The following is an 11,459-nucleotide window of genomic DNA, read 5'->3' as shown; positions in this document are numbered from 1 at the left end:
ATAGCCCTCCTTCTGATCTGTGTGCTGTCTCTCAGGGGGCGTCGGGAATGAGGCGCTTGCCGAAGCTGAGGCATTCGTCCTCGGCAAAGCCGAGGACCTCGTAGAACCCGGTCACCGACCCGTTGTCCTTGCGGACCTGGAAATTGAGTTTGGGGCAGCCGAGTGAGACTAAGCGCGACTCCACGTCGGCAAGCAAGGCCCGGCCGTAGCCGCGGCCTTGGCACGCGGGGTCGACCGCAAGGTAGTAGATCCAGCCGCGATGCCCGTCGTAGCCGGCCATGGCGGTGCCAACCACATCATCGGTTGAAGTGTCACCAGTCGCGGTCGCGACAAGAAAGAGTTCGGGCTGCACCTTCAACTTGCGTTCGATGTCCTTGCGCGGGTCGTTCCAAGGCCGGATCAGTCCACAGGCGTGCCAGAGTTCGACCACTCGCTCGGTATCGTCGGCAACAAACGGGCGGATCGTGGGCCCAGGCCCGTTGGTCATGTCAATGCCTTTCGGGATCAGCTGAAACAATGATTGGCGTACGGAATCTGCGGCACCGTTCCGAGGCGTGCGGCAAGATGCGCGGTCGTGCTCTTTCGTCTGGCCTATATGGTCGCGTCACGAGCACTTTGGCTGTGCTGTGGCTGCTGCCAGTCAGCGATTGGGACAGAGACGTTGAGTCCCCTATGCGCTGCGTCATCAGGTCACCGCTCTTGAGCGGCATTTCGGCACCGACGCCAAGGTGGGTCCAGGACCACGCTTCTGGCGGCCCTCCATCGCCGCGCCCCGAGGTCCTACGCCGGGTGCGGATTCTTGTCCGCCCCGATACTGTCTGCGCCGGCACCGCGGTTTAACGAAACGGCGTCATGCTATACCTGTCCCCGAAGCGGCCTTGGCATCCGCTTTGCCTTTTCCCGTGTGATAGACCCGTGCGGTGCGCGTGTATCCGATGGCGGTGACCGCGAGGTCGGCGGTTCTGGTTCCCCATCCTCGTTTGGTGATCCACAGGCCGAGATCCAGCTCGGTGCTGAGGGTGCCCGGTGATGCGGTTGCCGGCATCGACGATGCGTTCTTCCAGGACATCTACGCCGAGGGTGCGTAACTCTTCGTAGGCGTTGGGGTTGGTGGTCGCCTGGCGGCCAGCCAGCAAGCCGGCCGGGGGCGAGCAGCAGCGTGCTGGTGCAGACCGACGCCACCCAGCGGGCCGGCGGCGCCATCGCCGCCAGCCGGGCTGGGAGCACGCCGCGCTGTGCCTCGGCCCAGGCGCCGGCCGGTGCCCGGTTCAGCCATCCGCTGCCCGGGACCAGCACGCCATCGGCCGGCCCCGGCACAGCGGTTTCCATCCTGATGCCGCGCATGCTGGTCACCGGGCCGGGCCGCTCGACGGCGACGAGCTCAACACTGTGCCCGACCGCGGACAACACCTCCAGCGGCCCGAACACGTCCAGCTCATCGAAGCCGTCGAGACCACGATCTCGATACGCACCCCGTCAGCATCCCGCCGCGGCGCTCGCTCCGGCGAGTGCCATACTTGCCGCCATGCGCAAGAATCCTGCCACGCATCGGGTGGCCGTCCTTGCCCTGCCATTGGTGGCGGCCTTCGAGCTGGCGATCGCGATACAGGTGTTCGGGCACGATGACCAGGACCACTACACGACCACCCTCTGCTCGCTGGACGGGGCCTCCGTCACCACCACCACCCGCGGCCTCGACCTGAGCGTTCAGGCCGGTCTCGAAGCGCTCGACGACGCCGACACCGTGATCGTGCCCGCATTCGCCAGGGGTCGCGCACCGGAGAAGGCACTTGCCGCCCTGGACCTCGCCTACCACCGCGGGACCCGGATCGTTTCGTTATGCACCGGCGCGTTCGCGCTGGCGCAGGCAGGTCTGCTCGACGGCCGGCGAGCCACGACCCACTGGTTCTACGCCGACGAGCTGGCCCGCGAGCACCCCCGAGTCGAGGTCGACGCCAACGCCCTGTACGTCGACGAGGGCCAGGTGCTGACCAGCGCCGGACAGGCCGCCAGCCTGGACCTCTGCCTCTACCTGGTCGGACTGGACCACGGCCAGTCCGCGGCCATCCGTCGGGCCCGCCGCATGGTCATGCCCCTGCACCGAGCCGGCGGCCAGGCACAGTTCATCCCTCCCAGCCAGTCCACCGCCGACGCAGAACTGGCCGACGTCACCGCCTGGGCCAGCGCCAACCTGCACCTGCCCATCACCGTCACCGACCTCGCCCGCAAAGGCATGCAGTCCACCCGCACGCTGCACCGCAATTTCCAGATGCGATTCGGCATGACCCCGCGTGCCTGGCTGATCCAGCAGCGCCTGCGCGCCGCCTGCGTCCTGCTCGAAGACAGCACCATCACCATCGACGAAGTCGCCCGCCGCACCGGCATGGGCACCGCCACCAACCTGCGCGCGCACTTTCACCGAGCCTTCGCCACCACACCCACCGCCTACCGCCGAGCCTTCGCCGCCTGACCCCTCCGGCGTCCGCTTACGGTGTCTTCTGTGACCGTCAGTCAAGGCTCCCAGGTCAACATCTGAATCCCGGCTCACGTGTGACTACCGCATCGCAACTGAGTGACCACGCGCCGGACCGCATCCGCGCTGATGGCGGGAATCTCCTGGCCGCTGCCAGTTACCCCGAAAGGGAGGCAGGCCCGTACCTGCGGCAGCCGTTGGTTGGACAGAGCCCATCAACCACAAGACCGGCCACCATACTGGTCAATCTCGACCGTATGGTCTAACTTTGGACTATGCGGTCGAAAGAATCTGAAGCCATAAGCCGTACCCGGCGGGCCAGACGCGAAGACCTGATCGCCGCCGCGATCCGGGTGATCAGCCGGGACGGCTACCGAGCCGCTTCGCTGGACCGCATCGCCCAAGAGGCGGGCACCAGCAAGGGAACCGCCCTGTATCACTTCTCCTCCAAGGAAGAGCTCTATGGGGCGGTCGTCACGAGGCTGTACGAGGCAGGCGCGGCGTTCATGGCGGAGCGTCTGCGCACCGCCAGCACACCGACCGAGAAGCTGCGCGCCTACCTCGACTCCAACCTGCGCTTCATCACGCTCAACCCCGCACACGTCGGTGCGACCCAGAGGATCCTCGAGAACTCCGACGCCATCCAGACCATTCAGCTCGACGACGCGGCCGCCCCCTTGCGGCGGCTGCTGGAATCCGGCCAGGACAGCGGCGAGTTCGGCGTGTTCGACCCCGAGGTCACCGCACTGTCGATCCGCTCCGTGATCGACGTGGCGGCGTTCTATTTCCTTAGGCATCCCGAGCTGGACCTCGATCACTACATAGGCGAGGCCGTCGCACTTTTCCTACGCTCCGTCCGGCCGGCACCTGCCACGCCCGCCTCCACCGCTCCCACCATCGATTCGGAGGATGCTTCATGACCGCGTCCGACTCCGACGACGCGCTCGACCGTCGCGGCCTGCACGCGGCGAAGATCCTGGTCGCCGCCTACACCGCGCTGAGCCTGTTGACCGTCGCCGCGGTCGCCGTCTTCTCGGCCGTCGCCCCCTCCCTTGTCAGTCCGCAGGCCTGGGTGCGCGGCGTCGTCGTGGCCGCCACGTCGATCCTCACCCTCGCATTCGCCCGCCGCGCCCAGCACGCGGGCGACCGGGCGCTCCTCCGCCTGCGGATCGTGCTCGTCGTGATCCTCGTCGCGGTGGTGGGGGTGCTGCTGTTCCTCCCACTGCCGGCCTGGATGGTCGCGGAACAGAGCGTGTGCGGGCTGTTGCTTCTCGCTGCGGCGGTGCTGGCGTTCCGCGCCTCCCCAGGCCGGTCGGAGGGGCGGTGAGCGCCCGAGGTCAGGTCGCGGTCATATCCGTACGGAAACGTTGACTTCCGTGCTGGCATCGCGATCCAACGTCCCTCCTGTAGCCTCCAGACGTCGTGGGCGCGGCAAATCGACGGCTGCGGCCTAGGTCGGCATTCCTGAAAAGCGGGCGTACACAAGTGATGGGTGCTCATACGGCCCAGCAGGAGCCGCTACCACGGCGCGCCCGACAGGGAGGCTGCAAGGTACAGCGCCGACTGTCCTGTTGCCGAGTTAGTCACCGAATTCACATATCTTCTGTCGCCCCGCGATCACGAGGTCGAGGACAGAGGTGATTGGCCCTCGACGATGGGTCGTCGCCGGAGCCTGTCTGGGTGAGGGCGGCGAGGGTCGTCTGGGCGAGAGCGTGGCCGATCCGGCGGGGAGGCCAGCCGAGGGTGGTGGACAGGTCGACGATGACGCGTTCATCGAAGATGGTGACCCACAGGAGCACGGCATACTCGACGTTCTGCTCGGGGACCACGTTCTCGGTGACGAGTTCCTCTATTACCGGTGCGAGCGCGCCGTACAGGGCGGTGGTCGGCGGGTCTCCGCGGCCCACGCGCTCGAGAAAGCCCTCGGCGCTGCGGATGTGGGTGGCGGCACGGCCCCAGCTCGCGGCGAGATCGCTCCACCGGGCGCACACAGCTTCGAAACGCTGCCTGCCGTGGGCCTCTGCCGAGATCTTCTCAAGGTCATCGACCAGTTCGCCTATGAGGCGATAGTAGAACTCCCGGTGAATGTCGTGGACATCGGCGAAGTGCCGGTACACGGTCGCGGTTGCGACACCTGCGACGCGTGCGAGGTCGGGCAGTGTGAAGGCGGTGCCGCGGTCGGCCAGTAGCCGGCCCGCGGCGTCCAGCAGGCGATCACGGGTCTGCGCGGTGTCTCTCCGCATCGGCCGCCGTGTGGTCTTCCTTTCCTCCATCGGCCTCATCTTCCCACGACGCCGCCTAGGTCCAGCGTGCACGTCCGGCCTACTGATGGTAAACATGGGAAGATGTTCTCATCTCTGAAGGAGTAGCTATGGATGGCAAGAGGGTGGCGGTCGTCGGGGGCGGGGCGATCGGTGGCTTCCTGAGCGCCCGGCTCGCCGAGGCGGGACATGCGGTGACGGTGTGCGTACGTCATCACCCCGGGAGCCTTGTCCTGGAAAGCGGCGGGGTCGAGCGTGTAGTACCGGTCGCATTCGCTGCTTCACCGGGCGAGACCATGCCTGCCGATTGGGTGATCGTGACGGTTAAGGCCCACCATGACCCGTCGGCGTGGCTCGACAGGCTCGTCGGGGATCGTACGAGGGTTGTGGTGGTGCAGAACGGCATCGCACACGTCCGTGAGGGGCGGGGATTTGTGCCAGCGTTGGCTTACATCGCGGTCGAGCGGCTGTCCCCGGGTCACATCGTGCACCGGACGGGCAACCGACTGGTGGTGGCCGCGGGGGATGCGGCTCAGGCCCTCGACGCCCTGTTCGCCGGTACGGTCGAGGTCCATGCAGAGGAGGACTTCCAGACAGCGGCTTGGCGCAAGCTCCTCACCAATGTCGCCGCCAATCCCGTCACCGCCCTTACCCTGCGGCGCATGGACGTCCTCACCTCACCCGGCGTTCGCGAGGTATCGCGCGCACTCGTCGCGGAGGCGGTCGACACCGCCATCGCGGACGGCGCCCGCCTGTCCGAACAGGATGTCGAGGCCACGATGGACTTCTACGCCCGGTTCAGCGGTGAGGACGGCACATCCATGCTGTACGACCGGCTCGCGGGCAGGCCGCTGGAGTACGAGGCCATCACCGGGGCGGTGGTGGAGCGTGCACATCGGCACGGCGTCCCCGCACCGATCAACGAAACCCTGCTCGCCCTCCTGCGTGCCCTGTGATCACGCTCAGATGACCCTAAGAAGTCCGCCGGTAGGCGTCCGCGATGCACAGGCTGGGGCGGCAACGGCCAGAGCGGTGGAACGGCCTATCTTGAGGGTGCGGGCGGCAGATGCGCGGCGCTGCCCTCCTCGTCGTCAGCGGGGCATTCGCGGGCGGGGGAGTGCGGCCTTCGCCACGTCCAGGGGGAGGCGGACGATGTTGGGATCATTCCGCGAACCGAGCATCCCCAGGCTTGTCACGAGGAGCCCGTCGTCGATGACGGCGATCGCGCTCGGTCCGTCGAGGCCGTCAGCCTCGGTGGCAAGGACGGTCTTTTCACCGCCCGGCGTAATGCGTAGAACGGTGTCGCGTGGGTGAACGGCGAGGTACAGCGTGCCCGAGGTGTCAAAGGCGAAGTCGTCGGCGGGTATGCCGGTGTGAACCTGCGTCACCTCGCCTGCGCGTCCCTGGTCGATCCCGATACGCAGGACAGTGCCCTGGGCAGTGTTGGTCGCCCACAGAGCGCCGTCCCAGATCTTGAGGCCGTTCACGCCCGTGGACGACACCGGGTCGTCCGGCGACGTCGGCGCCAGGCTCTCGTCGGCGAGCCAGAGCCGCAGCGTGTCATCGCCGGGGGAACAGCAGAGGATTTCGCCGTTGACGGAGTCCGCCGCGAACACAATGCCGTCTTCAGTGAAGGTGATGCCGTTGAGTCCCGCCCGACTTTCCGCGGCGGCGAATCGAGTCCAGTGATGGGGAGCCTCGCGCCGCCAGATTCCCGAAACGGTCTCAGTCGTGCTGCGCACCGCGGCGTAGAGGCGGTCCTCGGCGTCCGAGGCGAGCCCGACCACGATCGCGTCGGCTTGTTCCGGGACAACCGGTTCCGGCTTGCCGTTGGACAACCAGACGGTGCCCGCCAGCAGCAGCGTCGCGCATATCGTGCCGTCCGCGAGGACCACGATGTTCTCCGGCATCTCTCCGGCGCTGTGGTCAAAGGTCTTGAGGATCATGAATTCGCCTTTCAAAGATCTTCCAATGCTCAGGCGTGCCCGTCCTGGCTCGGGTGGGTGGCCACGTAGCTGCTCTTGCCAGGGTTTCATCGTTGTTCGGGTCAGGCCACCTGGGTGGAACCGCGTATGACGAGTTCGGTGCTGAGTTCCATGTGGCGGGGCACGAGTTCCTCGCCGTCGGCCAGGCGCAGGGCGATGCGCAGGGCGACGGTGCCCATCGCGCGTAGTGGCTGGCGCACGGTGGTCAGCTGTGGCGAGGTCAGGGTGGCGATCTCGGTGTCGTCGAAGCCGACGATGCTGAGGCGGCTGTGCGTCGGCGTGCGCTTACGCGTGGGACTTGAGGTCGAAGACCGCCTTTCCCGCCACGCGCCGGCCGCGTAGCGCGTCGGCTGCCTCGGCGAAGCGATTCCAGGAGCCGCGCCAGCCGATCTCGGGCACCAGGGCGCCTTCGGCCGCGAGTTGTAGCAATTTGGCCAGGTCGTCGGCGGCTGCGAACTCGTTGACGTAGGACGTGAGCGTCTTGGGCGGGCCGACGGTCGCATAGGGAGGGAAGACGGCCGGCTCAGCCGAGGTCCACCCGACGGACTGCAAGTTGCCGCCGGGGGCAAGGAGCTCCCAGGCCGTGACCAGATGGGGCCCGCCGATCGTCTCTACGACGATGTCGACGGGCTCTTCAATATCGTCCAGGCCCACGACTACCTCGTCGGCGCCCGCGTTGGAGAGGCCGTCGCCTCGCGTGGGGGAACCGACCGAGGCGATGACGTAAGCCCCGGCCAGGGCGGCCAGTTGCACGGCGTACCGTCCCACGCCACCCGAGGCGCCGGTCACCAGCACGCGCTTGCCGGGTGCGACCGCCGCGCTCCGCAGCGAGCGGAGCGCGGCTAGGCCCGCCGTCGGCAGTGCCGCTGCCTCGGCCAGCCCAACACCCTCCGGAATCTCGGCTACCGCCGCCACATCGACGGCCACCCGCTCGGCGAACGCACCGTCCGCGAAGAGTACGACGCGGGTGCCGGCGGCCGGGCCGGTGCCGTCCGCCGCCCCCTGCAGGACGATTCCGGCCGCGTCGAGACCCAGCGGCGCCCCGGCCGGTACGCGTCCAGAGCCTGCGTTGTTGAGATCCGCGTAATTGAGCGAGGCATGCCGCACGTCAATGAGCACCTGCCCGGGGCCGGCGACGGGGGTGGCGATCTCCCCGAAGGCAATGCTTGTAGAGACGGACGGGTCGACGATGAGGGCCCGCGTGGGCAATGACGTCTCCTATCAGGGTAGGTCGCATCAGATAGGACCATAGTAGATGGTTTTGTTAAAGACTATCTCGTATCCGCAGCCGTCAGGCTTTGGGGCCGTGCCGTGAGGCCGCCGGAGTGCAGGACCGCCTGAGTCTTCCCCCGCCCCGGCGTGCGTGACTCCAGTCACCGGGCGCCGCCGACGACGGGAGGCTGCGGGCCAGGGGATGTGCGGCACCCCGCAGGGATCAAGAGTGAACTCCGTCGAGGAAGGTGCGCAGAGAGCGGGCGTTCATCAGCTCCACTCGCTTGGGGGGGTGCCGCACGCTGGGATCAGGCCACTCCTCCCGTGGCCCGGATGTTCTGGGCAGTGACCCAGCGGCCGTCCGAGCTGGTGAGGAACGCGACGACGTCGGCGACGTCAGCGGGTTGTCCGAGCCGGCCGAGAGGGGTCATCGCGACGACCATCTGCAGTTGCTCTGCGGAGTTGGTGCCTCGCAGGAGATCAGTGTCCGTCGCGCCCGGGGACACCGTGTTCACGGTGATACCGCGTGTGCCGAGTTCCCGGGCCGCCGCCGCGGTCAATTGCTCCAGAGCCCCCTTGCTGATGATGTAGGGGGCGATACCCGGCGCGGGACGAACAGTATTGACGGTGGAAATGTTGACGATGCGCCCGCCGTCGCGCATCCGCCTGGCGGCATGCCGGATGGTCAGGAACGCCGATTTGACGTTGACCGCCATCACGCGGTCGAAAAGATCTTCCTCGGTCTCGGCGATGGGCGTCGGAGTGAAGGTCATCGCGGCGTTGTTCACCAGAATGTCCAGCCCTCCCAGGTCCTGCTCGGCGATCTCCATCAACCGCTTAGCGGCACCTGGCTCGGTCAGATCCATCTGAACGCCACGGACGCTGCCGCCCGCCTCCTCGACCGCACGCACGACCTCGGCAGCGGCTGAGCCGTTCTGCGCGTAGTTGAACACCACCTCCGCACCGTCACGTGTAAGACGTTCTACGATCGCGCGGCCGATGCCTCGTGACCCTCCGGTGACGACGGCGGTCTTGCCCTTCAGTACTGCCACTGCATCCTCCACAATCGTGAGCACTCATCGAATACTTGACCTTCGCACTGCCGACGCGTTCGGGTTCGGCGGCAACCCCCAGCACCCGATGGCAGGAGCGGACGTCAGGGCTCTGCTGCCGCCCGTAGCCACCTCGGCCATGAAGAGTGCGAGGAAGCACTGAAGTCAGACAACTCCTCCGTTGACGCGAATGTTTTGACCTGTCACCCAGCTCGCTTCCGGGGAAGCGAGGAAGGCGACGACGTTGGCGATTTCCTCGGGGTTGCCGATGCGTCCCATCGAGGTCATCTTCTCCAGGCTCGCGATGAACTCCGCGGGCCGGGTGCGGAATTCGGGGGTGTCGGTGGGGCCAGGAGAGACGACGTTGACGGTGATGCCGCGCCCGACCTCTTTGGAGAAGATCCGGGAGAACTGCTCCAGAGCTCCCTTCGCCCCGTCGTACAGCCCGTAGCGCGCGAAGAACAGGCCCGTGGTGTGCGAGGAGATGTTGATGACACGACCTTCGTCGCGCAGGTACCGAGCCGCGAGCCGCATGGCGAAGAACGGGGCCCGGGCGTTGACTTGGAAACTGCGGTCGAACTCCTCCTCGGTGACCTCGGCCATCGGCTTGAGCACCGGCAACACGGCGTTGTTGACCAGGATGTCCAGACCGCCGAACCGGCTGATCGCGGTCTTGAAAAGGTCTGCGAGTCGTTCCGTGTCGGTGATGTCGGCCGCGAAGGCGACGCCTGTCCCGCCGCTGGCGGCGACGACGCCGGCGGCCTGCTCCGCCTGCTGCGGGAGGTGATTGACCACGACATGGGCGCCCTTGGCCGCCAGCCGGATCGCGATCGCCGCCCCAAGGCCGGTTGCCGCGCCGGTGACAATCGCGACCTTACCCCTGAGCGGAGCGTCAGACGATCTCATTGCCGCTCACCGTGGTCTCGGGGACGTCCTCTCGCAGGTCCCAGTGCTCGGCGATGAGCCCGTCAGCGATGCGGAACACATCGACCACGGCCACGCCGCGGTGACCCGGATGCGTGGTGAACAAGCTGTGAACGAACACCAGATCATCCTGGGCGGCGAGCCTGCGGATCTCGAAATGCGCGTCCGGAAACTGGCCACGGAAGCCGTCGACGAAGTCCGCCAGCGCTTTGCGGCCATCCGGAAGATTCGGATTGTGCTGGATAAGGTCCTCGGCCAGAAACCGGTCGGCCAGGTCGGTGCGGACCTGGTTCCAGACCAGCTCAAGGTAGTCGCGGATCAGCTCTGACATGATCTTTTCCTTCAGTGATTCGATCGCGGACAAATATGGGGGTACGGACGGAGGCGACATGTGCGGTGCCGGCGCAGGCGAGGGGCACCAGGGCCAGCACGGACAGCGGCCGAGCGCCGAGTTCGGGGAGCAGACCACTGCCCAGCAAGCTGCCCAGGCTCATCCCCAGATAGATGGCCGAAGCGTTCAGCGCGAGCAGGATGCCGCGCTGTTCAGGCTGCAGCTCGACCAGGCGAGTCTGTTGCGGAGCCATGAACAGGGAGCTGAAGAACGCCCAGAAAGCGAACACCGCAGTGCCCAGAGCGAGCGATGACGGCGCGCCGGACAGCGCCAGCAGGGCGATCGCCAGGCCGGCCAGCGCGAGCGCGATCGTCAGCGCGCCACCCAAGCGCCGGTACGCCCGGGGACCGCTCACGTTGCCGATGATCCCCACGATGCCGAAGATGAACAGCACCAGCGATATCGCCGACTGTGTGGCGCCGAATCTGGCGGCGAGATACGCACCCGCGACGCCGTACACGACGAACTGCGCCGTCATGAACAGCAGCGTGGTCGACACCATCGGCAACACGCCCGTGGCGCGCACCATCTGACCGAACACCCGTGCGGACGGCGCAGGGCCCGGCGTAATCGGGCCGAGCAACCACGCCACCAGCCCAAACGCGACAGCGGTGAGCACCACCACGCCCATCATGGCCCAGCGCCAGCCGACCACGCCCCCTGCCGATGCCGACAGCGGCACGCCGAGCACGGTGGCGGCGGTCATGCCCGCGAACACCGTGGCCAGGGCGCGGGGACGCTGCTCGGCCGGAACGACCGTCGATCCCACGGCGGACGCGGCGGGTCCGAAGACGCCCGCGCCCAGCCCGGCCAGCACCCGGGCCGACGTGAGTGTGGCGAAGTCCGGTGCAAGCGCGGCCGCCGCACCTCCGACGATCATCAGTCCGAGCCCTAACAGGAGCGCCCGCTTGCGGCACATCCTGCCGAGGAGCACCGACGCCAGCGGGGCCGCCAGGGCGAACACCAGCGAAAAGACGGTGACGAGCGTCCCGGCTGCGGCGGGCGTGATGTTCAGTTCGGCTCCGATGGGGGCGCTCAGGCCGATGACGGCCAGAGACGCGGTACCCAGGCTGAAGTAGCCGAGCGACAGGGCGAGCAGTGCCGGCGTAGAAGAACGCATGTGCACCGCGCCCTCTTTTCTCCTCAAATGCCTTCTCCTTG

At 67.2% G+C, this 11,459-nt stretch carries 14 protein-coding genes; 4 read left to right on the top strand and 10 right to left on the bottom strand.

Annotated elements, in window-relative coordinates:
* Nucleotides 1-31: 31 nt before the first annotated feature.
* Together ACQPWU_RS29175 and ACQPWU_RS29170 are read right to left on the bottom strand one after the other, a co-directional pair.
* Nucleotides 32-487: a GNAT family acetyltransferase gene (locus ACQPWU_RS29175; protein WP_433444919.1), complete on the bottom strand. Its 456-nt coding sequence runs from the start codon at nucleotides 485-487 to the stop codon at nucleotides 32-34.
* 363 nt (nucleotides 488-850) lie between these two features.
* On the bottom strand, nucleotides 851-1,069 hold the full coding sequence (locus ACQPWU_RS29170) for a hypothetical protein (protein ID WP_433444918.1): 219 nt from the start codon (nucleotides 1,067-1,069) through the stop codon (nucleotides 851-853).
* Nucleotides 1,070-1,525: 456 nt separating this feature from the next.
* Between ACQPWU_RS29170 and ACQPWU_RS29165 the strand changes: the two genes are divergently transcribed.
* The 3 genes from ACQPWU_RS29165 to ACQPWU_RS29155 all read left to right on the top strand — a co-directional run bounded on the left by ACQPWU_RS29165 (nucleotide 1,526) and on the right by ACQPWU_RS29155 (nucleotide 3,800).
* Nucleotides 1,526-2,470, top strand: a complete 945-nt coding sequence (locus tag ACQPWU_RS29165; protein ID WP_433444917.1) for a GlxA family transcriptional regulator — start codon at nucleotides 1,526-1,528, stop codon at nucleotides 2,468-2,470.
* A 278-nt stretch (nucleotides 2,471-2,748) separates the two neighbouring features.
* Complete coding sequence (locus ACQPWU_RS29160) at nucleotides 2,749-3,393, top strand: TetR/AcrR family transcriptional regulator (RefSeq protein WP_433444916.1); 645 nt, start codon at nucleotides 2,749-2,751, stop codon at nucleotides 3,391-3,393.
* Nucleotides 3,390-3,800, top strand: coding sequence for a hypothetical protein (locus tag ACQPWU_RS29155; RefSeq protein WP_433444914.1), 411 nt, complete (start codon nucleotides 3,390-3,392; stop codon nucleotides 3,798-3,800). The genes ACQPWU_RS29160 and ACQPWU_RS29155 overlap by 4 nt, the downstream gene beginning before the upstream one ends.
* A 265-nt stretch (nucleotides 3,801-4,065) precedes the next feature.
* Here the strand turns inward: ACQPWU_RS29155 and ACQPWU_RS29150 are convergent, their stop codons facing one another.
* Complete coding sequence (locus tag ACQPWU_RS29150; RefSeq protein ID WP_433444913.1) at nucleotides 4,066-4,716, bottom strand: TetR/AcrR family transcriptional regulator; 651 nt, start codon at nucleotides 4,714-4,716, stop codon at nucleotides 4,066-4,068.
* Between the two features lie 128 nt (nucleotides 4,717-4,844).
* On the opposite strand from ACQPWU_RS29150, the gene ACQPWU_RS29145 reads away from it, so the two are divergent.
* Nucleotides 4,845-5,690 (top strand): ketopantoate reductase family protein, encoded by an 846-nt coding sequence (locus tag ACQPWU_RS29145; RefSeq protein WP_433444912.1) that lies wholly within the window; start codon nucleotides 4,845-4,847, stop codon nucleotides 5,688-5,690.
* A 135-nt stretch (nucleotides 5,691-5,825) separates the two neighbouring features.
* Here the strand turns inward: ACQPWU_RS29145 and ACQPWU_RS29140 are convergent, their stop codons facing one another.
* From ACQPWU_RS29140 to ACQPWU_RS29110, 7 genes are all read right to left on the bottom strand, one after another.
* Nucleotides 5,826-6,680: an SMP-30/gluconolactonase/LRE family protein gene (locus ACQPWU_RS29140; protein WP_433444911.1), complete on the bottom strand. Its 855-nt coding sequence runs from the start codon at nucleotides 6,678-6,680 to the stop codon at nucleotides 5,826-5,828.
* Nucleotides 6,681-6,781: 101 nt separating this feature from the next.
* The gene (locus tag ACQPWU_RS29135) at nucleotides 6,782-6,976 is read right to left on the bottom strand and encodes a substrate-binding domain-containing protein (protein WP_433445311.1); all 195 of its coding nucleotides are present in this window, start codon (nucleotides 6,974-6,976) and stop codon (nucleotides 6,782-6,784) included.
* Between the two features lie 28 nt (nucleotides 6,977-7,004).
* Complete coding sequence (locus ACQPWU_RS29130) at nucleotides 7,005-7,928, bottom strand: zinc-binding dehydrogenase (RefSeq protein ID WP_433444910.1); 924 nt, start codon at nucleotides 7,926-7,928, stop codon at nucleotides 7,005-7,007.
* 311 nt (nucleotides 7,929-8,239) lie between these two features.
* A complete protein-coding gene (locus ACQPWU_RS29125) occupies nucleotides 8,240-9,007 on the bottom strand; it encodes a glucose 1-dehydrogenase (protein ID WP_433444909.1) in 768 nt (255 codons plus the stop codon).
* A gap of 141 nt (nucleotides 9,008-9,148) precedes the next feature.
* A complete protein-coding gene (locus ACQPWU_RS29120; RefSeq protein ID WP_433444908.1) occupies nucleotides 9,149-9,889 on the bottom strand; it encodes an SDR family oxidoreductase in 741 nt (246 codons plus the stop codon).
* On the bottom strand, nucleotides 9,876-10,238 hold the full coding sequence (locus tag ACQPWU_RS29115; RefSeq protein ID WP_433444907.1) for a nuclear transport factor 2 family protein: 363 nt from the start codon (nucleotides 10,236-10,238) through the stop codon (nucleotides 9,876-9,878). Before ACQPWU_RS29115 ends, ACQPWU_RS29120 begins: the two co-directional genes overlap by 14 nt.
* On the bottom strand, nucleotides 10,210-11,418 hold the full coding sequence (locus ACQPWU_RS29110) for an MFS transporter (RefSeq protein ID WP_433445310.1): 1,209 nt from the start codon (nucleotides 11,416-11,418) through the stop codon (nucleotides 10,210-10,212). Before ACQPWU_RS29110 ends, ACQPWU_RS29115 begins: the two co-directional genes overlap by 29 nt.
* Nucleotides 11,419-11,459 lie beyond the last annotated feature (41 nt).

Origin of the sequence: Nonomuraea sp. CA-141351, assembly GCF_050944675.1 — a bacterium.
Lineage (GTDB): Bacteria > Actinomycetota > Actinomycetes > Streptosporangiales > Streptosporangiaceae > Nonomuraea.
This window is presented reverse-complemented; position numbering and strand designations above follow the sequence as displayed.

Excerpts from the sequence above, each read along its gene's own strand:
- ACQPWU_RS29150 (WP_433444913.1), bottom strand. The coding sequence starts at position 4,716 with ATGCGGAGAGACACCGCGCAGACCCGTGATCGCCTGCTGGACGCCGCG.
- ACQPWU_RS29145 (WP_433444912.1), top strand. The coding sequence starts at position 4,845 with ATGGATGGCAAGAGGGTGGCGGTCGTCGGGGGCGGGGCGATCGGTGGC.
- ACQPWU_RS29165 (WP_433444917.1), top strand. The coding sequence starts at position 1,526 with ATGCGCAAGAATCCTGCCACGCATCGGGTGGCCGTCCTTGCCCTGCCA.
- ACQPWU_RS29175 (WP_433444919.1), bottom strand. The coding sequence starts at position 487 with ATGACCAACGGGCCTGGGCCCACGATCCGCCCGTTTGTTGCCGACGAT.
- ACQPWU_RS29170 (WP_433444918.1), bottom strand. The coding sequence starts at position 1,069 with ATGTCCTGGAAGAACGCATCGTCGATGCCGGCAACCGCATCACCGGGC.
- ACQPWU_RS29115 (WP_433444907.1), bottom strand. The coding sequence starts at position 10,238 with ATGTCAGAGCTGATCCGCGACTACCTTGAGCTGGTCTGGAACCAGGTC.
- ACQPWU_RS29140 (WP_433444911.1), bottom strand. The coding sequence starts at position 6,680 with ATGATCCTCAAGACCTTTGACCACAGCGCCGGAGAGATGCCGGAGAAC.
- ACQPWU_RS29120 (WP_433444908.1), bottom strand. The coding sequence starts at position 9,889 with ATGAGATCGTCTGACGCTCCGCTCAGGGGTAAGGTCGCGATTGTCACC.
- ACQPWU_RS29155 (WP_433444914.1), top strand. The coding sequence starts at position 3,390 with ATGACCGCGTCCGACTCCGACGACGCGCTCGACCGTCGCGGCCTGCAC.
- ACQPWU_RS29160 (WP_433444916.1), top strand. The coding sequence starts at position 2,749 with ATGCGGTCGAAAGAATCTGAAGCCATAAGCCGTACCCGGCGGGCCAGA.
- ACQPWU_RS29110 (WP_433445310.1), bottom strand. The coding sequence starts at position 11,418 with ATGCGTTCTTCTACGCCGGCACTGCTCGCCCTGTCGCTCGGCTACTTC.